This is a genomic window from Acinetobacter sp. 226-1 (assembly GCF_030329325.1).
Taxonomy (GTDB): domain Bacteria; phylum Pseudomonadota; class Gammaproteobacteria; order Pseudomonadales; family Moraxellaceae; genus Acinetobacter; species Acinetobacter sichuanensis.
Genome location: NZ_JACANU010000006.1, coordinates 108,882 through 131,891 on the forward strand (window position 1 = coordinate 108,882; position 23,010 = coordinate 131,891).

The window sequence follows — 23,010 nt, forward strand, 5'->3', positions numbered from 1 at the left end:
CATAGATTGCCTGTTTTAACAGAAACTTAATCTTTTCAATTTGTATGCATCAAACTGTGAATGACGCCCTCACCCGCAGCCCGCCCTGTTGCAAAACAAGCCGTCAATAAATAGCCACCAGTCGGTGCATCCCAATCCAGCATTTCCCCACAACAAAACACGTAAGGATTTGAACTGAGCTGTAAATGCTCATTCAATACCGTTTTTCTGACACCACCTGCACAGCTGATCGCTTCATCAATGGGGCGAAAACCTGTCAGTGAAATGCTTAAATGCTTGATTTGGGCAGCTAATTTTTCAGGCTGATTCCACAAAGATTTATCGACAATTTCACGGACTAAATTGGCTTTCGCTGTATCCAGTCCTGCTTTACGCCAAAGATTACTCATCGATTGCTTTTTGGAAGGCTGTAGTTTTTGTGTCAATTGTGCAAGGCTTAAATCAGGCAATAAATCCAAATGTAAAGTCAACGCCTGACCTTGTTTTTGTAAAGCACGCAAAGCCCGACCTTGTTTATAAATCAGACCACTTTCCAGACCATAATGCGTGATGACAATATCACCCTGCGTTTTGGCAGAGCTTGCCACCCATGCGTCTACACGTTTCAGCGGTTGCCCGAAAACATCCTGCATATAGGACGACCATGCACGTTCTACACCTGCATTACTCGGCTGAAAAGGCTCAATGGCATTTGCATCCAGCCATTTTTGCCATGCACCATCACTGCCAAGTTGTGCCCATGACACTGCACCACATGCCAGAATAATCGCATCAAAATTGTGTTGAATGATTTGATCCGATTTCAGATCCTGAATGCTTAAGCTTTGATTTTTTAAATCCAAAACTTGATGACGATAGTGAAATTTCACACCTTGTTCAGCCAAACGCTTTAACCATGCACGCAGTAAAGGCGCGGCTTTCATTTCAATTGGGAAAATTCGCCCTGAACTCCCCACATAAGATGCAATACCCAAACCTTGCATCCAGTTTTGAATCCATGTCGCATCCCACTGTTTGACCCAAGGCTTGAGCCATTCCACCTGATCATAACGCTGTATAAATTGCTCAAAAGGTTCGGCATGGGAAATATTCAAACCTGTTTTGCCTGCCATTAAAAATTTACGTGCAGCCGAAGGTTTTTGTTCAAAAATATGGATTTTAAAATGATCTGATGAATGCTGACTTAAAACTTCAGCTGCCATCAGACCCGCAGGACCTGCACCAACGATGGCAATCTTTTTAACGGGCATCGTTTGACTCATCTACAGTCTGAGTATTTTGCCCATTTAAAGGCTGAAAATCATCAAAGCGCGTTGTATAGGTTTCAGGTTTTTGGATGATCAATTGCTGACACAATTCACCCCGCTCCAGATATTTAATTTCAAAATGCGTCCGTGTTGAATCCTGAGCAATCACCTGTTTTTCATAAGGCAATTTCCAAACATTTTTCAATTGTTGTTCTGCTTCTGCAATATATTCGGGAATATTACTTGCCAATGTCACTGTAGCATTGGGCTGCAAGCGTGAAATCAGAAACTCAAAAAATGGCATATTTAACCAACGCTGAGCGGGATTATGTGGCTCAGGATTCGGATATAAAATAAAGAATTGCTGTACTTGCTGCGGATACAAAGCATGCACTACCCACGGTAAGGCATCTGCATGTATTGGGGTCAGATTGGCTTGACCTTCCAGTTGATGCTGTTTTTGCATTGCCACAAATTTCTCACGGGTTCGTTCAACTGCAATCAATTGCAGATCAGAATGCTGCCCTGAAAAAAGCAAAGCATGTTTACCTTTACCCGCCCCAATTTCAACACAAACAGGCTTATTTTCAATCGGTTGAAAATCACGGGGTGCATGCATACGCTGCGCTTGAAATTGACGAATCGGCATAATCAGATCAAACTAGTGGAAATCGCGACAAGTTTAACAAGTCTTGGCTTTTTTTGCTGTGCCGATTCAACATCAAAAACAGGAGTTCACCATGTCTAAAACATTTCCATGCCCACGTTGCGGTGAAGCGTCTCAATGGGAAGGTAACGAGTTTCGTCCATTTTGTTCTGAACGTTGTAAATTGATTGATTTAGGCGCATGGGCAAGTGATGAATATAAGCTGCCTACTGAAGATGCTCCACAAGCAGAAGAACCTTAATGTAAAATTTAATTACAATTCAATTCACCTGAATTAGCATGTTTGTATTATAAATAATCTACTTTATTTTTATTATTTTATTAAAAGCATCGTCCCTTTTTCTAATTGAGAAAAAATCATGCATTTTGTCTTAAAAACAATTTTTATAATCTTAGTTATTTTAAGCTTATTATTTATTATTTTAAGTTTATACACACTTGATGGTCTGTTTTTTGCCATCGCTTTTCTTTTTATCATTGCCACACTTTTGATTGGCTTCGAACTCAAAAAAAGATTTTCTAGTTCTTTAGATTAAAATTCCATAAAAAACCTCCATGTTCAAATAGAGGTTTTTTAGTTTTAAATCACTTAATTTTCACTATATGAATACTGTTTTTTAACCTGCTTTACTCGCAACAAAAGGATTATGCTGTTTTTCAAAACCAATTGTACTCATTGGACCATGTCCTGAAATGAACTGTGTCTCATTAGGTAAACTAAAGCATTCTCGTTGAATCGAGTCTAATAACTGTTGGTGATTACCTTTTGGAAAGTCAGTACGCCCAATAGAGCCTTTGAACAACACATCACCTGTCCAAAGTACGCCATATTTTGCATTATAAAACATCACATGACCTGGTGTATGACCTGGGGCAAAACGTACTTCAAATGTTTCAGCACCTAAAGTTAAAGTTTCACCCCCTGTTAACCATTGATTGACCACTACAGGCTCAGGAATTGGAAAACCATAACGCGCAGAAACCTCTTGGATCATATCCAACCAAAAAGCATCTTCTTTATGAGGACCAATCACAGGTACATCCCATATTTTGACTAAAGCACCTACAGCACCTGCATGGTCTAAGTGACCATGCGTTAGCCATAATGCCTTAACAGTTAAGCCCAAAGCTTCAACTTCTTGTTTCAGTTTTTCAGGCTCACCCCCTGCATCAATCAAAACAGCCTCTAAACTTTCACTATCCCAAACAATCGAGCAATTTTGAGCAAAAGCTGTAACGGGTACAATTTTGACTTGCAACATAGTTTTCTCTCAAGCTGATTCAACAGCACTTAAAGTCGTGGTTAATGGGTCTAAGTTTGCCTGTAACAACTGTGTTAAAAGTTCCATATGCAATGGATCTGTGTTTAAAGCAGGAATATATTGATAATGTTGACCGCCTGCTTGTATAAAAAGCTCAGCATTTTGCAAGGCTAATTCTTCTAAAGTTTCTAAGCAATCGGCTGAAAATGCAGGACTTAAAACCTGTACAGATTTTACGCCTTGTTGCGCCCAATCTAATAAAGTTTGATCAGTATAAGGCTTCACCCATTCTTGTTTACCAAAACGAGACTGGAAACTAATTTGCCATTGTTCATCTTTTAGATTTAAAGCTTGTGCGAGTTTTTGCGCTGTGATTCTACAACGATCGGCATAAGGATCACCCTTATCTGCATAAGGTTGAGGAATACCGTGAAATGACATTAATAATTTATCAGCTGTGCCATGCACTGACTGAAATTTACGTACACTTTCAGCTAAAGCCTGAATATATAAAGGATGCTGATAATAATCACGAATAATACTTAAAGCAGGTAAATTTCGTTGTGTGAGCACCCACTTGGCTACAGCATCATATAAAGGAGCTGTAGAGGTTGCTGAATACTGAGGAAATAATGGAAATAAAATAATTTGGTCAAAATAATTTTGTTCAGCATCCTGCAAAACTTTGGCAATGTTTGGATTACCATAGGTCATTGCAGGTACAACGTGCAGTTCCAAATCAGGATTTTTTGGAAGCAACTGTTGTTTTAAAATTTCAATTTGCTGAAACAAAATTTCTCGCATTGGCGAGTCATTTGACCAGACTTGTGCGTACGCATGTGCGACACGTTTTGGGCGAAATGGTAAAACAAAAGCATGCAGAATAATTTTCCAAACTAATTTTGGAATTTCAATGACTCGCCCATCTGACAAAAACTGTTTTAAAAAACGACGAACTGCTGCTTCAGAAGGAGCATCTGGGGTTCCTAAATTTGCAACGATGACTAGAACTCTGGGTTTCGATACAGATTTCATGCTATTTTCAAATCTATTGACTTCAATATACCTTACCTAAAATCTGTCCAAATGTCCTGTTAAATAATCAATGGACGTGAACCTAACATTTGAGAACCTTCAAGTAAACGCAAACCCTTATTGGTCATCTGCCACAGCATTCTTTGACGATCATCACGTCCTATTGGAGCGATCCAATCATTTTGTCGCATTTGTTGTTTAATTGTATGCAATGCACGAATATTAATTTGCGCACGAGCAACTGCATGTGCTCTAGGCATAGACACTTGAACGTCAGCTAAACCTGATTTATTGAGATATTCATTTAAGACTTTAGAAAAACTATCCTCAGGGGTTGCCTCACGAAACTCAACAGATAAAACTTTTAAAATTTCAATCCATGTCGTTTCTCGTATAGGATTCATTTCCTTAAAATTACCGTCTTGATACGCATGAACACGATAATCAAAGTTAAATACATCATGTGCTGATACTTTTGGTAAAGTTAAAAATGGATCAGCTTCTTTACGTTCTTGTGGGTTTTTAACTTGCAATAATTGAGTTTTTAAACGATCAATTTCATCTTGTAAAACTTGAATATTTTGCGGACGCACCCATCCCACAACAGGATAACGTTCTAACATTTGTGGCATATATGAACGCACACTCAGTTCTAAATCTCTTAAAGTTCTATAAGTAACAACTTGCTCAACTTCTTTTTGCAACTGGTTACGAAATTCATAAAATTTTTCTTTTAGTTCTTGTCTAGACTCTTGTAAATCATCACTACGAGATTCAGGCGCATCATGTAAAAAGACAATGATTGGTTTTTGCTTGGTCACTGCATAAATATACTCTAAATGCATATAACTGACGCCAGAGACAGACTGCTCTCCATACTGACTACCTAAAAGTAACAATACATAATCGCAATCATCAATTTGTCGACGCGCAAAAGCGGTACTTAAAGGTGTACGTTGCTCTAGTCCCCATGAAAAGAAACCCATTCCAATCAGAGTCTGAGATACAATCATTCGTTCTGGTTGCATTTCTTTGCCAGACGTTGTAATAAACACCTGATAACGCTTGTCGAGCATAGGTTAACCCATCCTTTCATATAGCTTAAATTACGACCTGCCCCAAACAGATCCTGAAGTTATATGCCCTACAACTTATAAATAAATAAAATTAAAATACACTTAATTTCATATGTTGGACTCACTCGTGCAGTTTATCAACAACGTCATGGATTGACCATGAAATTTTTTCGTGTATTAAATGTTTTAAAACAAAGCTTAAAGCTTCTGCATTCTTGCCACTTACATAACATTCTAAGCGTACTTTGTATTCTAGCGGTTGCAACAACAATAATTCATGCTTAATCAAAATACGTGCTGTTTGTCGTGCCACAGCCAGACCCGAATCAATCATCGTTAATTGATCCCCATAAATATCGGCAATACTTTGTTTTAAGTAAGGATAATGCGTACACCCTAAAACCAAATAATCCGCACCTTGAGCCACAATCGGATCTAAAACATTTTTTAAACTGGCTTTACATTCCACACTATTACATTGTCCTGATTCAACAAAAGGAACAAGCTCAAGATTAGTCACTGTTAAGACCTCAACTTGTGCGGGTTCAGCAAAACGTTGGATCACATCTTTAATCAATTTTCCACGAAAAGTTGCTGGGGTCGCAAGTACAGAAACCACCTTACTTTTACTTTGTAAGACAGCAGGTTTTAATGCTGGAACTAAACCTACAATTGGAAAACTTTCACCATAATGTTCACGTAAATAATCCAAACTAAAAGCTGAAGCTGTATTACACGCAACAACAGCAATTTTACAACCTTGACGGTACAGCCACTCAACAGCATTCGCTGTTAACTCTCGGATCTCCTGATCAGTACGTGGACCATAAGGTACATGTGCGGTATCTGCATAATAAAGAATGTGCTCATGCGGTAAATAATTTGCGATTTCCTGCGCAACAGAGAGTCCACCTATTCCTGAGTCAAAAATACCAATAGGCGCATCTGCCTGCGCTTTTGGCATTGGATTTTCTAAAGGATATAAAGGAAGAATGGCGCTCATCTGATCCACTACGATATGAGTCAAAAATTATAGACTAGCTTAAACCTCAAGTGCCTAATTGCAAGTGAAAATCACCACTTTGTAACGATAAAATCGTATCACCTTGCGCATTTTCAAGCAGTTCACCAGATTCGATTAAGTGAAAAAAAGCAGCGCGTTGAATCAGCGCATTGATCCCAAAACGCACATGCACATAAGGACGTAATTCACCCTGATATTCACGCATAAAAATAGGATGTTCTTCATCCACAATCACTACATCTTGATTGGTGGTTGTTAATGTTAAAAACAACTTGCCTTCTAATTCTACTTTTTCAACTTGATTGACCAATAAAGGCTCATCTTCAACCTCAATTTCGATTTGTTCAACAGGTGTTTTTAGGTAGAATTTACCTGCTTCTTTCCATAACACCTTAGTGAACAAGTCTAAGAGTGCTTGGCGACGAATCAATTGACCTTCGTGCCACCATTCTCCATTGGCTTTTACGGTTAAATCCATTTTGCCACAATGCTTTGGCTGCCATTGCTCTAAAGGGGGTATTGACCTTTTGTGACCCGCCTGTGCATCTTTTAAGTATTGTGCAATACTCATTAAGTTTTTATTATCAACATTGGGTTGATTTTGTGCTTCTACAGTTGAATTATTTTGATTTACCATGGTTTATGCCTTGCTGACTAAAAAATAATACGACTCAGCCAATTGGCTAGATCAAGGTTTGAAACTATACTAGCGCAAAATATATTATCGATACGAGCGTTAATTCGTATCACGGAATTTTTAGAACACTCATGGCAGCACCGCTTTATTGTCATTTTCATCATATTCAATAAATGTATACGGTTGCCACCCTTAGAAATATGAGGAGTCCTACATGGAACACATCGAACGTGAATCGATGGAGTTTGACGTAGTGATCGTAGGCGCAGGTCCTGCTGGTCTTTCTGCTGCGATTAAAATTCGTCAATTGGCTATTGAAAACAACCTTCCAGACCTTTCTGTCTGTGTGGTTGAAAAAGGCTCTGAAGTTGGTGCGCATATCCTTTCTGGTGCTGTACTTGAACCTCGTGCTATCAATGAACTTTTCCCGAACTGGAAAGAAGAAGGTGCGCCTTTAAACGTTCCTGTGACTGAAGATAAAACTTTCTTCCTCATGTCTGCGGACAAGTCACAAGAAGCACCGCATTGGATGGTACCTAAAACCATGCACAATGATGGCAACTATGTCATTTCTTTGGGTAATGTCGTTCGTTGGTTAGGCACGAAAGCTGAAGAATTAGAAGTGTCTATCTTCCCTGGTTTTGCTGCATCTGAAATCCTTTACCATGAAGATGGTTCTGTAAAAGGCATTCAAACAGGTGACATGGGTATTGGTAAAGATGGCGAACCAACGCACAACTTTACCCCAGGTTATGAACTTCATGCGAAATATACAATTTTTGCAGAAGGTTGCCGTGGTCACTTAGGTAAACGCCTCATTGCCAAATACAACCTAGACAAAGATGCTGATCCGCAACATTACGGGATCGGGATTAAAGAACTTTGGGAAATTGACCCTGCAAAACACAAAGCAGGTTTAGTGATGCATGGTTCAGGTTGGCCTTTGACTGAAACAGGTTCTTCAGGCGGTTGGTGGTTATACCATGCTGAAAACAACCAAGTGACTTTGGGTATGATCGTAGACTTGTCTTACGAAAATCCAAATATGTACCCATTTGCTGAAATGCAACGTTGGAAAACGCATCCTCTGATCAAGCAATATCTTGAAGGTGGTAAACGTATTTCTTATGGCGCACGTGCAGTCGTGAAAGGTGGTTTAAACTCTCTGCCTAAATTGACTTTCCCAGGTGGTTGCTTGATTGGTGATGATGCAGGTTTCTTAAACTTTGCAAAAATCAAAGGCTCTCATACTGCAATGAAGTCAGGCATGCTCTGCGGTGAAGCTGTATTTGAAGCGATTGCTGCGGGTGTTGAAAAAGGTGGTGATATTGCGGTTGCCCGTATCACTGAAGGCGAAGATTTCTTTGCTAAAGAATTGACTGCATACACAGACAAGTTCAACAACAGTTGGTTAAAAGAAGAGTTACATCGTTCTCGTAACTTTGGTCCTGCCATGCATAAATTCGGTTTATGGATGGGTGGTGCATTTAACTTTATCGATCAAAACATCTTTAAAGTACCATTTACCTTACATGACTTGATCCCAGATTTCAGCACATTGAAAACTGTAGATGCATCTACATTCAAACCAAACTATCCAAAACCAGATGGCAAGTTGACTTTTGATCGTCTGTCTTCTGTGTTTGTATCAAATACGGTTCATGAAGAAAATCAGCCAGCGCATTTGAAGCTGACGGATGCCTCTATTCCTGTAAACGTAAACTTACCGAAATGGGATGAGCCTGCTCAGCGTTACTGCCCTGCGGGTGTTTATGAAATCATGGAAAATGATGACGGTTCTAAGCGTTTCCAAATCAACGCAGCAAACTGTGTTCATTGTAAGACTTGTGATATTAAAGATCCATCTCAGAATATCACTTGGGTAACGCCTGAAGGCGGTGGTGGTCCAAACTATCCTAATATGTAATTTGGATCGTTCTTATATAAAGCTCATATTTAAATATATGATCAATATCAGTGAAAAAATACCCCGATACAATCGGGGTATTTTTTATTTCTAATTTTTTTATTTCTGTATACTTTTCCAAATATGAGAATATTTGCTAAATACCATGACTGTAGGTCCAACTGCCGATTTTACTGCGCCATGATCTTGAATAATATTAATCACATAATCTTGACAACTATATAAATAAGCATTGTTTTGAGCTTTCCATCCAACTTGTGGTACATGGGAATGCTGCAAAATGTTTTGTTTAAATTGCTCTAAATCTGTTTCATAAGTTGCCAAAGCTCCATCTAAGAAACTAGCACTAAATGAAGTAATGATCTGCTTTTTACGATCAAAAGCGATGTGCCCAAAATAAGTCGCGCCTGCTTTTTTGGCAAGATCATCCACACCATCTTTAAACTCAAAACGATCGTGGTCATCACCTAACACCTCAACACTTGCTGTCGGATGTTGCTTTTGAAACTCAGAAATAGGTTGAGCCAACCGAATGCCCGCCACTTCAATTTGTTGCATGGGAAGTGCACACGGTTTAGCCCAAACTGATTGCAAGATACTCAAAGCACTTAATATAAATAATAAAGCTGTTGTTTTTTCATTCGGCGCATGTGATATGCCTGTTTTTATTAACATGAATTTTAGCTTGAGTAACTTAAAAATTACTTTCAACCTTTTTGCACCAAATAATGAAATTCTTTATTGCCATTTTCATCTAGTTTTTCTTCTTGCAAAAGTAGCTCATGCCCCAAATGCATACAAAATTTTGGAATATCCCAAGAGGTTGAATTATCCGTTGCAAAAACCTCAACAATATCACCCGATTTAGATTTACGAATAGCTTGATGTAACATCATCACAGGCTCAGGACAACGCAAGCCTCGAGTATTGAGCTGTATGCTTGGTGTAGAAAACTGTTCAGACATAATCAATTCTCAAAATGCTTCAAAAAATAGTAGCCAAATTTTAACATAAACTTAAATCATGAATAAGCGTTATAAGTTCTGTATAAAAGGATGCTTATATTCATCGCTTCAATGCATTTAATAGATAGACTTCTGCATTTTCTTCGGTATGATAAAAATTCTATTTTTGATATCAAGAGTCTTCAGGAAAGATCATGCACGAGGAATCAGGCCCATCGTGGGGTATGCGTGGCTTACGCAAATGGTTAGGAACTGCACCCGAAACCCGCGATGAACTGCTAAAATTAGTACAAGATTCACGTCGTTTTTTAGAACCCGATACCGTTGCAATGTTAGAAGGCGTCTTAGACCTTCCTGCAACAAAAATTCGTGAAGTAATGACTCCACGTACTGCAATGATTAGCTTACAAGAAGATGATCAACTACTTGACATCTTGCATGTACTTATCGAGTCAGCACACTCACGCTTCCCTGTATTTTCAGCAGATCAACCTGAAAATGTTGTGGGAATTTTACTTGCAAAAGACTTATTGCCTTATTTAACAGATCGCACCATTAAAGTTGATGTTCATAGTATTATGCGTCAGCCTCTATTTGTCCCTGAAAGTGCGCGCTCAGATCAAGTTTTGCGTATGTTGAAAAATACGCAAACACATATTGCCATTGTGATTGATGAATATGGTTCTACGGCAGGTTTAGTCACTTTAGAAGATATTTTAGAAGAAATCGTCGGTGAAATTGAGGATGAACACGACAATGTCGATGAAGAAGCTCAATTTATTTTGCCTGATCCTGCGCATAACACAGCCAATGCGTGGATTGTTCAAGCACTTACACCAATCGAACACTTTAACAATGTTTTAGATGCTGATTTTTCTGACGATGAAGTAGAAACTGTTGGGGGCTTATTGCTTCAAGAAATTGGCTTAGTGAGTGATTTACAAGGACAGGTCATTGAACTTGAATCATGGCAATTCACAATTATTGAAGCAGATGCCCGCACTATTCATCTGATTCGAGCTGTACGTAAATGAGAGCCTATTTTGACAAATTGCTAAATCCGTCAGAACAACAAAAGCAACTTCCTTTTATTATTCCACTTTTAATTTGTTTAATGTCAGGTGCGGTGTTTAGTCTCGCACTTGCTCCTTTTCATTGGTGGTGGTTAGCAATTTTATCGCCTGCGCTTCTTTATGCGAGTCTTAAAGGGCGTAATCCAAAACAAGCATTCATTTTGGGTTGGAGCTATGGTTTTGGTCTATGGTTTGTTGGTGCATTTTGGCTCTATACATCCATTCATACTTATGGGGATACTAACGCTGTTCTAAGTGTCCTCATGATCGTAATCATGGCTGTGTTAATGGGCTTATTCACAGCCGTTCAAACATGGTTGTATCGACGCTTTTTTCCAGAAACACCTTTAACCTTTGCGCCCCTTTGGGTCGCATTTGAATGGGCAAAAACATGGGTGTTTACAGGCTTTCCGTGGTTATTTGCAGGTTATGCCTTCACTGAACGCTTCTTAGATGGCTATGCACCATTATTTGGTGTGTTTGCTGTGTCATTTGTCGTGATCATTCTTGCTTGTGCACTCGTTGAGATTTTGCATAAAAAACTGATTTGGATCATTCCTTCAGCCATTTTATTACTGGGTGCTTGGGGTGCTTCATTTATTAGTTTTGTACAGCCTAAAGCTGAGAAACCACTTTCTGTTTCGCTCATTCAAGGCAATATTCCACAAGATTTAAAATGGCTGACGGAGTATCAAGTCAAAACCTTACAAATCTATGTAGAATTAACCCGTAATGAATGGGGACGTGATCTGATTGTTTGGCCTGAGTCTTCTATTCCACTCTTCCAAAGTGATATTCCTGACTTTTTACAAATGATGGATGAAAAAGCCAAGCAAACAGGTTCAGCATGGGTCACAGGGATTCCTTATTGGGACTTAAAAGAGTCCAAACAAGTGGGACATCCCATGTATTACAATAGCATGATGGCTTCTGGTACAGATTCATCTGGTCTATACAAAAAGCAACGCCTAGTTCCTTTTGGTGAATACATTCCATTATCAGGTTTACTGAGTTGGGTACTTCCTGCACTACAAAATGACCCATCTATGAGTGGTTTCTCTCGTGGTGAAAGTGATCAAAAACCTTTTAAAATCAAAAATCATCAACTTGCAGCAGCAGTTTGTTATGAAGTGGCATATCCCAATTTGACACGTCGTAATGCGATCAATAGTGATTTTCTGGTGACTGTATCTAACGATGCATGGTTTACAGGTACAGCAGGACCTCAACAACATTTACAAATGGTACAAATGCGCGCCAAAGAAAATGGACGATGGTTTATTCGTGCGACGAACACAGGTGTTACTGCTTTTATCGACCATAATGGTCATATTGTGAAACAAGCACCAATGGATCAACAAGCTGTACTACGTGGTGATTTACCTGCGATGCAAGGTGAAACGCTCTATACTCGCTTAAGCGATTTCCCAATTTTAATCTTCTCTTTATTATTATTGGTGATGGGTTGGATGTATCGCCCACGTAAAATTGATGTAAGTTTTAAGTCTAGACGTTGATTAAAACCCAGCAACAACTTTATTTTGAATCATAAAAAACCGAGCATCCAAGCTCGGTTTTTACTTTATCATTATCTTAAATTTGAGTTGCTAAATAAGACAACATACTCGCTAAAAATAGCATTGGCATATAGCGATAAACTCGAACTAAAATGCCATCAAGTTTAGATAAATGCTCAATATTTAATTTTGAGACTGTTGCATTTAAGGCACTATAAAAGCTAATGATCGCCAATGCACTAAATACACTCATGCCTAAAAAGCCCATCATAATTTGGCTACTTGCATCTAGTTCTTGCCAGACATTTAATAATAATTGGCTCATCGGTAAAAGACTCAAAATTAAAAGAACAGATTTGAGCATTGACCAATGAAACTGATTGATTTCATCTGATAAAAATAATGCTTTCATCTTATTCTCCTTACAATTTCGTCGCCGTTAACAACATTATGCAAGCTTTTAAACAAATAAAAAGTCTATTTTTATCCATTATTTAACTTTCTTGTAACTATTAAATATGGGAATAATTCTTATTATATATCTCAATAAAATACTTTATTAATTTTTAATATTTATCATATACTTACATTTAAAAAAGTAATCAAGAAACATTATCACTTCACTTAATATTTATTAATTCAATTAAGTAAAGTGATTATTTCCATCACCACACAGATATTTAATTAAGGTTGATAATAAATATCAGCATCATTGCCTTCACCACCTTGCTGACCATCTGCACCAAAAGAATATAAATCGAATGGGCGACCTTCAGAACCTGGAATCACATATTGCACATCATTTTCCCAACTGTCTTTTGGATAACCACCTTTCAGATAACCACCTGGCATCCAGTTTTTCGCATTGGCAGGTTGATTCACCAAAGCATCTAAACCACCTTCTTGGGTATTTGGAAAATGCCCATTGTCCAATTTATATTGGTCTAAAGCACCAGCAACACCTTTTAATGTAATTTTTGTGGTATCCACTTTGGCTTTTTCGCCACGTCCCATCACATTCGGTACAATCAATGCCGCCAACACGCCCAAAATAACGATCACGACCATGACTTCAATCAGTGTAAAACCAGCTTGTTTGCTTCTATTCATCTTCCGTTGCATTTAAATTCTCTCTTACCGCAATTTGTTATAAAACCATTAAAATACGTTTTTTAAATCATATTATTCATATTGACGATTGGCAACATTACTGCAATCACAATCACCAAAACAATACCTGCCATAAATACCAACATGAGCGGTTCAAGGAGTGCTAGTAAAGTTGAAATAAAGGTACTGACTTCTCGATCTTGCATATCTGAAGCACGTTCTAACATACGATCTAATTCGCCTGATGCTTCACCACTTTTAATCATTTGCACCATCATCGGTGGAAAATAGCCACAACGTTCTAATTGAGTTGCGAGGTTTCCTCCTTCTGTGACTTTTTCTGCAGCAATATTCACTGCATCACGAATAACCCAATTATTACTGACGGCTGCGCCAATTTTAAGGGCATCCACCAATGGAACACCTGATTTTGTTAAAATGGACAAGGTACTGGCAAAACGTGCCGAATTTATACCACGTGATAATTTACCAAATAATGGCAATCTGAGTGCTAAACGATCAAAAGCATAATGACCTGCGGTCGTTTTTAAAAAGCGGATTAGCAAGAAAATACCCATTACACTGGCAACCAATACAAAAGGCCATGAAGTACGAATAAAATCACTGGCTTTCATCAATGCGACCGTAATCCAAGGTAAAGCTTGTTTACTTTGGTCAAAGGTTTTAACAATGTCAGGTACCACATAAGTCATCAACCCCATCACGATGCCAAAAGACATGAGCATCAAAATGATGGGATAAATCATGGCACCTTGTACTTTCTTTTGCATGGCAAAACGGTTTTCGGTGTAATCTGACAATTGATCTAAAATTAAGTCTAAATGCCCTGAGCGTTCGCCCGCAGCGACTGTTGCAATGTATAAATCTGGAAAACTTCCTGATTGTTGCATCGCTTGTGCCAAAGAATGCCCTTCAAGCACTTTAGAGCGCACAGCTAACAATAAGTTTTGTACATGTGTTTTTTCACTTTGTTTCGCAACAGCACGTAAAGCTTCTTCAAGTGGAATAGATGCAGCCACAAGTACAGACAATTGACGTGTCATTAAAGCCAATTCATAAGCTGAAAATTTCTTTTGAAAAAATCCTGTGCTTTGAGCTTTATCTTTTTGCTCCACCGCATCTACTGTTACAGGAATCCATTCTTTATCCCGTAATTGTTGTCGAATTTGCCGTGCCGAATCTCCTTCTAACACGCCTTTTTGTTGCTTTCCTGAAGCATCAATAGCAGTAAATTGATATGCTGGCATTATAATGCTCTAGTTTTCCAAATTTCTTTTGTCTTTGCGGTTGCATTCGACGCTTAAAATCATTCATATTCTAAGCAGTTATTCAAAGATAATCATGATTGCTACACTCTATCATAGGCTCAACGCCACACGATACTTTTTCATCAAAGTGTAATTGATAATTTATGCCAAATGCTATGAATGCCACTATGCCAATGTCTCAACCTCTCATTTATCGAGTACGTGTAGCTGTACCTGTATTTCTCTATGACTGTTTTGACTATAAAGTCAGTGCTGAACAGTATGCTCAAGCACAAGTCGGTATGCGTGTCGCAGTTTCTTTTGGTCGGCAAAAGCTCGTTGCTATTATTACTGCAAAATTAGCGCTAGATGAACCCATTAACCCAGATTTTCAGCTCAAATTTGTCACTGAATTTTTAGATGATCGCGCGATTTTAAATGACAAAGTTTTAAGTTTGTTGACATGGGCTGCACAATATTATCAATTTCCAATTGGTGAAGTGATGCACACGGCTTTGCCTACATTATTACGCCAAGGTAAACCCTACAACTTACTGGCACGTGTTTGGAAAGTATTAGATTTGCATGCTGAAGATAAAATTAAGCGTTCTGAAAAACAGCAAGATGCTTATAAAATTTTAAAGCTACATCCTAAAGGAACACAGGAAAATATTTTAAATTTGAGTGGTATTGAAACCGTCACCTTAAAAGCTTTGGAAAAAAAAGAAATTATTGCATGTGATTTAGAAGCACAAAATTTTAAACCTGAACCTGTCAGCTTGGCACAAATGCCATTAACAGCAAATGATGAACAGAAAAAAGCCATTCAAACCATTTTAAAAGCTCAAAAAAAATATCAAGCTTTTCTACTCGACGGACTAACAGGCAGTGGTAAAACTGAAGTCTATTTACAAGTCATGCATGAAGTACTTAAACAAGGCAAACAAGTTCTTGTTTTAGTCCCTGAAATTGGCTTAACACCACAAACCATTAGCCGCTTCCAATCTCGTTTTCATTGTAATACTGTGTTGTTACATTCGGGTTTAAATGACTCTAAACGCTTACAAGCATGGCAATATGCAGAAACAGGTAAAGCCTCGATTATTTTAGGTACACGTTCTGCAATTTTCACCCCGATGCCAAATCTTGGTTTGATTATTTTAGATGAAGAACATGATCTTTCCTTCAAACAACAGGAAGGTTTTCGTTATCATGCACGGGATATGGCTTTATATCGTGCATATTTAGAACATTGCCCCATCATTTTAGGTTCTGCTACACCGAGTATTGATAGTTATCATTTGGCGCAACAAGGTAAACTGACCCGTTTAGAGTTAAATCAACGTGCAGGTAGCGCAGTCATGCCAAAAATGCACCTCATTGATTTAAAAATTAGTAAAAAAACGGCGGGGCTCAGCACTCAACTGATCAGTGAAATTGGTAAACGCTTAGAAAAAAAAGAACAAGTTTTAATTTTTTTAAATCGACGTGGTTATGCACCTGTCTTAATTTGTGAAAGCTGCGCTTGGCAAGCCAATTGTCCTCATTGTGATGCCCATTTCACTTTACATTTAAAGCCTTATGCTCATTTGCATTGTCATCATTGCGGTACGATTAATCGTCTGTCTGAAACTTGCCCCGAGTGTAATCAAAATACGTTAAAACCTATCGGTTTAGGCACTGCCAAAGTAGAAGAAGCTTTAAATGAATTATTTCCCAAATATCCTGTTTTACGCGTTGACCGTGATTCAACCAGTCGTGTGGGAAGTTGGCAAAAAATTTATGATCAAATTCAAAAAAGTGAACCCACAATTTTATTAGGCACGCAAATGTTGGCAAAAGGACATCACTTTCCTTATGTCACTTTAGTGGCAATTTTAGACATTGATGCAGGTTTATTGAGTGTAGATTTTCGGGCTACGGAACGAACTGCACAGTTAATTATACAAGTTGCAGGACGTTCTGGACGTGGTGAGAAAAAAGGCGATGTTTATTTACAAACTTTGCGTCCTGAGCATCCACTCTTAAATGTTTTATTGAATAAAAATTATCGCGCCTTTGCGAAACAAACCTTAGCGGATCGTCAAGTTGCTCAAATGCCGCCCTATCGTTACGCGATTTTGATCCGTTGTGAGTCAAGAAGCCAACAGGATAACCAAAACTTTTTAACTGAAATGACGCAACAATTAAGACAACAGTCGGAGGAAAATTTAATTGATATTTGGGGACCTATTCCCGCACCTATGGAGCGTAAAGCAGGACGTTATCAAGCCCATGTAGTTTTACTCTCGCATGAACGTGCCAAAATGCACTTTTATGTTCGTCAATGGTGGCAATATTTAACACAACAAAAACCCTCTTACATGAAACTGACGATTGATGTAGATCCGCAAGAGTTAAATTAAGTCAAATGAATGAAAGATATTTTTAATTTATGAATTGAGTTGCTGAACAAAGACAGAGGTAGAATCTGACTCTTTTAAGGGTGAATGCCAACCTACAAAATAATCTAAGGTATCAGCAACCTGATTGTAGATAAAATCATCCTCATGCCCTTCTTTCTGAAGAATGCCCATAAGAATGTCGTATAGTTCATCTTTAGAAATATGGTGAGCATTTTTAAGCCCAATCAAAAAAACATGAAACGCTTCGAGTGATTCATCACTTTCTATTTCATTTAAAAATTTCAAAATATGTTGTCTGATCATCGCTCAATAGTTCTTCTGTTTTCATTTGCTTAATCTTAGAATGACATGATTATTCCTGCAAAAAATTAAAATAAGCAAAGTCTAAAATCAAGGTACAATTTCTAAAGTAAAAAAATTAGGACAGATCAATGTCACCGTTATTACAAATAACGCTTTTTCTAGGTGCAGCATTAATACTCGTACCTTTAGGTAAAAAATTTGGGATCGCGACAGTTCTCGGCTATCTCTTTACAGGAATCTTACTTGGTCCTAGCGTTTTTAATATTGCTAGTGATCCTGAAGAAATCATGCACCTTGCCGAATTTGGCGTGATTTTACTGATGTTTCTCATCGGGCTAGAACTACGCCCACAACGTTTATGGGAAATGCGTCAATCCATTTTTGTCATGGGAAGTTTGCAAGTTGTTGTGACAGGCATCGTGCTCATGGGAACTGTGTTTTTACTGTTACAGCAATCATTATCAGCAAGTTTTGTCATTGGTTTTGCGCTTGCCCTGTCTTCTACAGCTTTCGTTCTACAGCTTTTATCAGAAAAACAACAACTAAATACCACACATGGTCAGCAATCTTTTTCTATTTTATTATTCCAAGATATTGCGGCTATTCCCTTACTTGCAGTGATACCACTGTTATCTGGTGCTGAATCTACCCATCATGGCATTGCTTATTTTGCGGCGATTATTGCAACATTTACAGGACTATTTTTATTTAGTCGCTATGTCATGCGTCCTTTTTTCAGATTTGTGGCAAAAAGTGGAGCTACTGAACTACTGACTGCTGTGGGTTTATTTATTGTCCTTGCTGTCGTTTTACTCATGGACACACTCGGCATCAGCACAACACTAGGTGCATTTTTAACAGGTGTACTGTTGGCTGATTCAGAGTTTCGTCATGAAATTGAAGCCAGTATTTCTCCATTTAAAGGGCTACTTTTAGGTTTATTTTTTATGACCGTGGGCATGACCACGCAATTAAATTTACTTGTGGAACTTCCTCTACAAATTATCGGTGCTGCCCTACTGTTAATCATCATCAAAATGATTGCCATGACCGCAGTTGCTCGTTTTAAAAAAATGAATTGGCAAAATAGCTTGATGGTTGCAACCTGTCTTGCTCAAGGTGGTGAATTTGCTTTTGTTGTGTTAAATGTCGCCAAAAGTGAAAAAGTGATTCAAGCTGCCATTTTAGAACCAATTACGTTGGTCGTGACCTTATCCATGGTCTTTACACCTATCGTATTTTGGTTAGTTTCAACATGGGTTTTACCTTTATTCAATAAAGATCAAGCACCTAAATATGATGATATTCCTAATCAACATCCACCGTTAATTATTGCGGGTTTTGGGCGTGTTGGGCAAATTGTGGCTCGTTTAGCCCATATGCAACACTTTCCTTTTACAGCCATTGACCATAACTTACAAAAAATAGATTTTGTACGGCGCTATGGCGGTACATTGTATTATGGTGATGTGACTTTGCCTGATTTGTTACGTTCGGCAGGCATTGAACAAGCAAAAGTGTTTGTGCTTGCTATTGATGACGTAGAAGACTCGATGAATGTTGCACGGCATATTCGTTTAAATTATCCAAATTTAACGTTATTGGTACGTGCACGTGACCGTTATCATATGCACTTATTACGTGATTTAGGTGTTAAGCATATTTGGCGAGAAACCTACTTAACTTCTTTAGGCATAGGTTATCGGACTTTATGTGAATTAGGTTTAGACAAGTCAACTGCTTATGATAGTGTTGAGTTATTTAGAAATTATGATGAAGATCTATTAACACGCCAACAACGTATTTATACCGATGAACAGAAAGTATATGAAAGTTATCGTGATTTCATATCAGAGCTTGAGCATTTATTTGAAAGTGATGCCCAGATCACACAGCATGATCCAGACCAATTTGAAGACAATCCTGATATTGACGAGTCGGGTTTAGAACGCAAAGAGATACTAAAACATACCCATGATCGTATCAATGTAACTCGTGATCATGAAAACTAAGCAGATATTTCTAAAAAAGTGTGCTTGTGATTTATAATATCGTCACCATTTAAACAGGGATTTGGAGAATTTTATGTCTGATTTACGTCAACGTTTTTATATTGAAGATAGCCCTGTTCGTGGTGAAGTTGTGCATTTAGAAAATGCTTTACAGACAATTTTGGCACAACGTCAATATGCACCTGCGATTCAAATACTCTTAGGTGAAATGCTCAGTGCAACTGCTTTACTTGCAAGTACATTAAAAATTAAAGGTCGTATCAGCTTACAAATCCAAGCACAAGGCAACTTTAAATGGGCAATGGCTGAGTGTAACCATTTAGGTGAAATTCGCGCGCTTGCAGATTATGAAGAAGATTCACGTTTTGCGGATGCTCAAGACAGCAGTACTGTACTTGCCACTTTAACTTCGCCTGTATTGTTTATTAATATTGAACCTGAACATGGCGAACGTTATCAAGGCATTATCGCATTAGATCAACCCACTTTAGCAGGTTGTTTAATGCAATATTATGACCTTTCTGCACAAATCGCGACACGTATTGTATTAGCAAGTACAGCAGAACGTTCAGGTGGTTTACTCATTCAACTCTTACCTCGTAATGATGATGAAGAACAACAATGGGTCGATGAAGACTTGTGGCCACGCCTCACTATGTTAACTGAAACGCTAAAACGTGATGAACTGACCGACTTAAGCGCACAAGAGATTCTTTACCGTCTCTATAATGAAGAAGAAGTTCGTTTGCCTGAAGCTGAGCACCTTAAGTTTTCATGTACTTGTTCACTTGAAAAATGTGCAAATGCACTCATTCAAATTGGTTTAGATGCTGTAAAAGAAACGTTAGAAGTCAATAATCCAATCGAAATGGATTGTCAGTTCTGCAATAAACGCTATCAATTTACAGCAAAAGAAGCGCTCAGTTTATTTGGCGAACATTTGAGTTAAAAAAACTAATGAATAAATTAAATTTTACTAAGTAATTTAATTTATTCATAAAATGAGTCTTGCCTTTCTTTAAAAAAAGAGTAAATGTAGATTTACTCTTTTTTAATTATAAGATTAGGGGACACAATAATGCTAAAAAAATCACTTATTTTATCCAGTATCTTTTTTTCAACACTCTGTTTCGCAGCTCCTGATTTAACAGGAAAATGGCGAACCGTAGATGATAAAACGGGGTACTCTAGAGCAGACGTAGAAATTAGTAAAAATAATGAAGGAGTTTATACAGGGAAAATTATTGAGATACGCCCAATTCCCAATAAACCTTTAGAAGAAAATTGCACGCACTGCAAAGGCTCTCTCAAAAATGTACCTTATATGAATTTAGAAATTTTAAGTGGTTTTCGCCAGTCACCAAAAGACCCGCTTTTATTTACTCAAGGTCAAGTTTTAGACCCACTTTCGGGTAATGTCTATCATGGCAAAATTAAACTCAATGCTAAAGGTACACGCCTAACGATGCGTGGTTACATTGGTGTTTCTCTGCTAGGACGTTCTGCAACATGGATTCGCCTAACAGAATAAAGGCAACTTCTCATAAATTAAGCTAATCATTTTTGTCATGATTGGCTTTAATTTATAAAACAGAAGTAAACCTTTTATCAAACAAGCATTAAGAATATAAAAATCAATTAGATAGAAACAAAGAATAACGTGATAAATATCATTATCGCTATTTTGACAGCTTTTGAAACAATATCTTAACCAAGCAGTACTTTTAACTTTGCAAAAAATGGCATATTAATGAATAAAATCAAGATCAAAAATGGCTGTGCATATGGCAAAAAATTATTATGAAGAACTTGGTGTTTCTCGGGATGCAACACCTGATCAAATTAAAAAATCCTACCGTAAATTAGCACGTAAATATCATCCTGATGTCAGCAAAGAAGCTGATGCTGAAGAAAAAATGCAAGCCATTAACGTTGCATATGACACCTTAAGTCATGAAGAAAAGAAAAAACAATATGATTTTGAGTTAGATCATCCACAAGATTTTTCAAATCGTGGTTTTGGTGGTCAGGCAGGTGGTCAAGGCTTTGATGGAAGTCAATTTTATCGAAATAGCTCAGGTGGACAACAAGACTTTAGCGGTTTTGAAGATTTATTTGGACGTTTTGGTGGTGGCTTTGGTGGTGGTCATCAACAAGATTTTGGGCAACGCCAATCTCGTCAACAACGCAGTTATCGAGGTGAAGATCAACATGCAAGTATAGAAGTCCCTATTCAAGTGGCTTATGAAGGTTCAACCCAAACCATTACCCTACAAATTCCGACCTATAATGCTTATGGTGAAGCTGAAGTTCAACGAAAAACCTTACAAGTCAAAATCCCTAAAGGAATGAAAGAGGGACAACAGATTCGCCTTGCTCAACAAGGTCAAGCAGGTATTAATGGCGGAGAAAATGGTGATTTATATATTGAAATACGCTATCAAGATAGTCATCGTGTCCGTGTAGAAGATGCTGATGTTTATTACACGGTAGACATTACCCCTTGGGAGGCTGCACTGGGTCAAAGTGTTGAAATCTCTACGCCTGCGGGTAAAGTTCAAGTGAACATTCCTAAAAATGCCAAACAAAATCAACAATTACGCTTAAAAGATAAAGGAATTCCAAGTAAAACGGCTGGGCATTTGTATTTAGTGCTCAATATTGTTTATCCAAAAGCAGATACCAGCCAAGAACAACAAGCATATCAAGATTATGCAAATGCTTTTCCAAATTTTAAAGCACGGTAAATCATTGAATCACTTCAAGGAGCATACTTATGACAACTATACATTATCGTGAAATTGTCTGTAACGACTGTCAAGATGCTGAAATCGTTGATGAACGATTGTGTTTTGATTTAACTCACTTTGCACAAGCGTGTGGGCAAAGTCCTGAATGGGTTTTACAACTACTTGAATATGATATTTTAGCAGCTCGACCAGAGGAACGTATTCATCAATTTTTTGGTGAGGATGTGACTCGGGCAAGGCGTGCTTATCGTTTACAACGAGACTTTGAAGCCAGTTTTTCCGCAGTTGCAATGATGATGGATTTAATTGATGAGGTTCAACAATTACGTAAACAAACCAAGCATCTTTATCGCTCATTATGACTAATTCATTTCAAATTGTTAAATACAGATGGCAGGTTAATATTTAACCTGTCATGATAGGTCTCTTATCTCATTCAAAATGGTTTTAAGAGGTCATCAACCCCTATGAATTCCAAAGTTATTAATAAGAAAATCAAACACATGTTCCCTGAGCATAGTGAATTAGTAAATACACTCAAAAATACCAATCCACATTTTGCTAAACTTTTCGCAGAACATAATGAGCTTGATCATACGATTACTCATCTTGAACTTGATCCCATCAACCATATTCATGATGATATCGAAGTTCTAAAACGCAAAAAATTAAAAATTAAAGATGAACTTTATTCTTTACTACAAAAAGCCACTCAAGCGAGTCGCAAATAGT

At 37.8% G+C, this 23,010-nt stretch carries 24 protein-coding genes; 11 read left to right on the forward strand and 13 right to left on the reverse strand.

Features of this window, described 5'->3' with window-relative positions:
* Positions 1-35: 35 nt before the first annotated feature.
* Together HX124_RS11445 and HX124_RS11450 are read right to left on the reverse strand one after the other, a co-directional pair.
* A complete protein-coding gene (locus tag HX124_RS11445; RefSeq protein ID WP_286383186.1) occupies positions 36-1,250 on the reverse strand; it encodes a TIGR03862 family flavoprotein in 1,215 nt (404 codons plus the stop codon).
* Positions 1,240-1,902, reverse strand: coding sequence for a class I SAM-dependent methyltransferase (locus HX124_RS11450; RefSeq protein ID WP_286383211.1), 663 nt, complete (start codon positions 1,900-1,902; stop codon positions 1,240-1,242). The genes HX124_RS11445 and HX124_RS11450 overlap by 11 nt, the downstream gene beginning before the upstream one ends.
* Positions 1,903-1,987: 85 nt before the next feature.
* Between HX124_RS11450 and HX124_RS11455 the strand changes: the two genes are divergently transcribed.
* Positions 1,988-2,155, forward strand: a complete 168-nt coding sequence (locus tag HX124_RS11455) for a DNA gyrase inhibitor YacG (protein WP_107007531.1) — start codon at positions 1,988-1,990, stop codon at positions 2,153-2,155.
* A gap of 376 nt (positions 2,156-2,531) precedes the next feature.
* Here HX124_RS11455 and HX124_RS11460 read toward each other — a convergent pair whose 3' ends face one another.
* The 5 genes from HX124_RS11460 to HX124_RS11480 all read right to left on the reverse strand — a co-directional run bounded on the left by HX124_RS11460 (position 2,532) and on the right by HX124_RS11480 (position 6,948).
* The gene (locus HX124_RS11460; RefSeq protein ID WP_107007530.1) at positions 2,532-3,176 is read right to left on the reverse strand and encodes an MBL fold metallo-hydrolase; all 645 of its coding nucleotides are present in this window, start codon (positions 3,174-3,176) and stop codon (positions 2,532-2,534) included.
* Between the two features lie 9 nt (positions 3,177-3,185).
* Complete coding sequence (gene hemH / locus HX124_RS11465) at positions 3,186-4,211, reverse strand: ferrochelatase (RefSeq protein ID WP_286383187.1); 1,026 nt, start codon at positions 4,209-4,211, stop codon at positions 3,186-3,188.
* A gap of 59 nt (positions 4,212-4,270) precedes the next feature.
* The gene (locus tag HX124_RS11470; protein WP_107007528.1) at positions 4,271-5,287 is read right to left on the reverse strand and encodes a DUF4062 domain-containing protein; all 1,017 of its coding nucleotides are present in this window, start codon (positions 5,285-5,287) and stop codon (positions 4,271-4,273) included.
* Between the two features lie 121 nt (positions 5,288-5,408).
* On the reverse strand, positions 5,409-6,290 hold the full coding sequence (gene murI / locus HX124_RS11475) for a glutamate racemase (RefSeq protein ID WP_107007527.1): 882 nt from the start codon (positions 6,288-6,290) through the stop codon (positions 5,409-5,411).
* Between the two features lie 46 nt (positions 6,291-6,336).
* Positions 6,337-6,948, reverse strand: a complete 612-nt coding sequence (locus tag HX124_RS11480) for a DUF1285 domain-containing protein (protein ID WP_286383188.1) — start codon at positions 6,946-6,948, stop codon at positions 6,337-6,339.
* A 214-nt stretch (positions 6,949-7,162) separates the two neighbouring features.
* On the opposite strand from HX124_RS11480, the gene HX124_RS11485 reads away from it, so the two are divergent.
* Positions 7,163-8,875 (forward strand): electron transfer flavoprotein-ubiquinone oxidoreductase, encoded by a 1,713-nt coding sequence (locus HX124_RS11485; RefSeq protein ID WP_286383189.1) that lies wholly within the window; start codon positions 7,163-7,165, stop codon positions 8,873-8,875.
* Positions 8,876-8,974: 99 nt separating this feature from the next.
* Here the strand turns inward: HX124_RS11485 and HX124_RS11490 are convergent, their stop codons facing one another.
* Both HX124_RS11490 and tusA read right to left on the reverse strand, forming a co-directional pair.
* Positions 8,975-9,550: a hypothetical protein gene (locus HX124_RS11490; protein WP_286383190.1), complete on the reverse strand. Its 576-nt coding sequence runs from the start codon at positions 9,548-9,550 to the stop codon at positions 8,975-8,977.
* A 32-nt stretch (positions 9,551-9,582) separates the two neighbouring features.
* Positions 9,583-9,840 (reverse strand): sulfurtransferase TusA, encoded by a 258-nt coding sequence (gene tusA, locus HX124_RS11495; RefSeq protein ID WP_107009232.1) that lies wholly within the window; start codon positions 9,838-9,840, stop codon positions 9,583-9,585.
* 194 nt (positions 9,841-10,034) lie between these two features.
* On the opposite strand from tusA, the gene HX124_RS11500 reads away from it, so the two are divergent.
* Both HX124_RS11500 and lnt read left to right on the forward strand, forming a co-directional pair.
* A complete protein-coding gene (locus HX124_RS11500) occupies positions 10,035-10,874 on the forward strand; it encodes a CorC family transporter (protein WP_107009231.1) in 840 nt (279 codons plus the stop codon).
* A complete protein-coding gene (lnt, locus tag HX124_RS11505) occupies positions 10,871-12,430 on the forward strand; it encodes an apolipoprotein N-acyltransferase (RefSeq protein WP_107009230.1) in 1,560 nt (519 codons plus the stop codon). Before HX124_RS11500 ends, lnt begins: the two co-directional genes overlap by 4 nt.
* Before the next feature lie 76 nt (positions 12,431-12,506).
* Here lnt and HX124_RS11510 read toward each other — a convergent pair whose 3' ends face one another.
* From HX124_RS11510 to gspF, 3 genes are all read right to left on the reverse strand, one after another.
* Positions 12,507-12,842 (reverse strand): hypothetical protein, encoded by a 336-nt coding sequence (locus HX124_RS11510; protein WP_107009227.1) that lies wholly within the window; start codon positions 12,840-12,842, stop codon positions 12,507-12,509.
* A gap of 272 nt (positions 12,843-13,114) precedes the next feature.
* Positions 13,115-13,552 (reverse strand): type II secretion system major pseudopilin GspG, encoded by a 438-nt coding sequence (gspG, locus tag HX124_RS11515; protein WP_107009226.1) that lies wholly within the window; start codon positions 13,550-13,552, stop codon positions 13,115-13,117.
* 50 nt (positions 13,553-13,602) lie between these two features.
* Positions 13,603-14,808: a type II secretion system inner membrane protein GspF gene (gene gspF, locus HX124_RS11520; RefSeq protein WP_107009225.1), complete on the reverse strand. Its 1,206-nt coding sequence runs from the start codon at positions 14,806-14,808 to the stop codon at positions 13,603-13,605.
* 188 nt (positions 14,809-14,996) lie between these two features.
* Between gspF and HX124_RS11525 the strand changes: the two genes are divergently transcribed.
* On the forward strand, positions 14,997-17,213 hold the full coding sequence (locus HX124_RS11525; RefSeq protein WP_502872825.1) for a primosomal protein N': 2,217 nt from the start codon (positions 14,997-14,999) through the stop codon (positions 17,211-17,213).
* 27 nt (positions 17,214-17,240) lie between these two features.
* On the opposite strand, the gene HX124_RS11530 is transcribed toward HX124_RS11525, so the two are convergent.
* Positions 17,241-17,516, reverse strand: coding sequence for a hypothetical protein (locus tag HX124_RS11530; RefSeq protein ID WP_286383192.1), 276 nt, complete (start codon positions 17,514-17,516; stop codon positions 17,241-17,243).
* A 128-nt stretch (positions 17,517-17,644) separates the two neighbouring features.
* Between HX124_RS11530 and HX124_RS11535 the strand changes: the two genes are divergently transcribed.
* From HX124_RS11535 to HX124_RS11560, 6 genes are all read left to right on the forward strand, one after another.
* Positions 17,645-19,528 (forward strand): monovalent cation:proton antiporter-2 (CPA2) family protein, encoded by a 1,884-nt coding sequence (locus HX124_RS11535; protein ID WP_107009222.1) that lies wholly within the window; start codon positions 17,645-17,647, stop codon positions 19,526-19,528.
* A gap of 73 nt (positions 19,529-19,601) precedes the next feature.
* Positions 19,602-20,477 (forward strand): Hsp33 family molecular chaperone HslO, encoded by an 876-nt coding sequence (hslO, locus tag HX124_RS11540; RefSeq protein ID WP_286383193.1) that lies wholly within the window; start codon positions 19,602-19,604, stop codon positions 20,475-20,477.
* Between the two features lie 129 nt (positions 20,478-20,606).
* Positions 20,607-21,059 (forward strand): DUF2147 domain-containing protein, encoded by a 453-nt coding sequence (locus HX124_RS11545; RefSeq protein WP_286383194.1) that lies wholly within the window; start codon positions 20,607-20,609, stop codon positions 21,057-21,059.
* 253 nt (positions 21,060-21,312) lie between these two features.
* Positions 21,313-22,275 (forward strand): DnaJ C-terminal domain-containing protein, encoded by a 963-nt coding sequence (locus HX124_RS11550; RefSeq protein WP_286377497.1) that lies wholly within the window; start codon positions 21,313-21,315, stop codon positions 22,273-22,275.
* 29 nt (positions 22,276-22,304) lie between these two features.
* Positions 22,305-22,640 (forward strand): chaperone modulator CbpM, encoded by a 336-nt coding sequence (locus HX124_RS11555; RefSeq protein WP_286377496.1) that lies wholly within the window; start codon positions 22,305-22,307, stop codon positions 22,638-22,640.
* A gap of 105 nt (positions 22,641-22,745) precedes the next feature.
* On the forward strand, positions 22,746-23,009 hold the full coding sequence (locus HX124_RS11560) for an HP1242/YdcH family protein (RefSeq protein ID WP_107009218.1): 264 nt from the start codon (positions 22,746-22,748) through the stop codon (positions 23,007-23,009).
* Position 23,010 lies beyond the last annotated feature (1 nt).

What these genes read in the sequence shown, in the direction of transcription:
- HX124_RS11445 (WP_286383186.1), bottom strand. Translation starts at nt 1,250, where the DNA reads ATGCCCGTTAAAAAGATTGCCATCGTTGGTGCAGGTCCTGCGGGTCTG.
- HX124_RS11455 (WP_107007531.1), top strand. Translation starts at nt 1,988, where the DNA reads ATGTCTAAAACATTTCCATGCCCACGTTGCGGTGAAGCGTCTCAATGG.
- HX124_RS11460 (WP_107007530.1), bottom strand. Translation starts at nt 3,176, where the DNA reads ATGTTGCAAGTCAAAATTGTACCCGTTACAGCTTTTGCTCAAAATTGC.
- hemH (WP_286383187.1), bottom strand. Translation starts at nt 4,211, where the DNA reads ATGAAATCTGTATCGAAACCCAGAGTTCTAGTCATCGTTGCAAATTTA.
- HX124_RS11470 (WP_107007528.1), bottom strand. Translation starts at nt 5,287, where the DNA reads ATGCTCGACAAGCGTTATCAGGTGTTTATTACAACGTCTGGCAAAGAA.
- murI (WP_107007527.1), bottom strand. Translation starts at nt 6,290, where the DNA reads ATGAGCGCCATTCTTCCTTTATATCCTTTAGAAAATCCAATGCCAAAA.
- HX124_RS11480 (WP_286383188.1), bottom strand. Translation starts at nt 6,948, where the DNA reads ATGGTAAATCAAAATAATTCAACTGTAGAAGCACAAAATCAACCCAAT.
- HX124_RS11485 (WP_286383189.1), top strand. Translation starts at nt 7,163, where the DNA reads ATGGAACACATCGAACGTGAATCGATGGAGTTTGACGTAGTGATCGTA.
- HX124_RS11490 (WP_286383190.1), bottom strand. Translation starts at nt 9,550, where the DNA reads ATGTTAATAAAAACAGGCATATCACATGCGCCGAATGAAAAAACAACA.
- tusA (WP_107009232.1), bottom strand. Translation starts at nt 9,840, where the DNA reads ATGTCTGAACAGTTTTCTACACCAAGCATACAGCTCAATACTCGAGGC.
- HX124_RS11500 (WP_107009231.1), top strand. Translation starts at nt 10,035, where the DNA reads ATGCACGAGGAATCAGGCCCATCGTGGGGTATGCGTGGCTTACGCAAA.
- lnt (WP_107009230.1), top strand. Translation starts at nt 10,871, where the DNA reads ATGAGAGCCTATTTTGACAAATTGCTAAATCCGTCAGAACAACAAAAG.
- HX124_RS11510 (WP_107009227.1), bottom strand. Translation starts at nt 12,842, where the DNA reads ATGAAAGCATTATTTTTATCAGATGAAATCAATCAGTTTCATTGGTCA.
- gspG (WP_107009226.1), bottom strand. Translation starts at nt 13,552, where the DNA reads ATGCAACGGAAGATGAATAGAAGCAAACAAGCTGGTTTTACACTGATT.
- gspF (WP_107009225.1), bottom strand. Translation starts at nt 14,808, where the DNA reads ATGCCAGCATATCAATTTACTGCTATTGATGCTTCAGGAAAGCAACAA.
- HX124_RS11525 (WP_502872825.1), top strand. Translation starts at nt 14,997, where the DNA reads ATGCCAATGTCTCAACCTCTCATTTATCGAGTACGTGTAGCTGTACCT.
- HX124_RS11530 (WP_286383192.1), bottom strand. Translation starts at nt 17,516, where the DNA reads ATGATCAGACAACATATTTTGAAATTTTTAAATGAAATAGAAAGTGAT.
- HX124_RS11535 (WP_107009222.1), top strand. Translation starts at nt 17,645, where the DNA reads ATGTCACCGTTATTACAAATAACGCTTTTTCTAGGTGCAGCATTAATA.
- hslO (WP_286383193.1), top strand. Translation starts at nt 19,602, where the DNA reads ATGTCTGATTTACGTCAACGTTTTTATATTGAAGATAGCCCTGTTCGT.
- HX124_RS11545 (WP_286383194.1), top strand. Translation starts at nt 20,607, where the DNA reads ATGCTAAAAAAATCACTTATTTTATCCAGTATCTTTTTTTCAACACTC.
- HX124_RS11550 (WP_286377497.1), top strand. Translation starts at nt 21,313, where the DNA reads ATGGCAAAAAATTATTATGAAGAACTTGGTGTTTCTCGGGATGCAACA.
- HX124_RS11555 (WP_286377496.1), top strand. Translation starts at nt 22,305, where the DNA reads ATGACAACTATACATTATCGTGAAATTGTCTGTAACGACTGTCAAGAT.
- HX124_RS11560 (WP_107009218.1), top strand. Translation starts at nt 22,746, where the DNA reads ATGAATTCCAAAGTTATTAATAAGAAAATCAAACACATGTTCCCTGAG.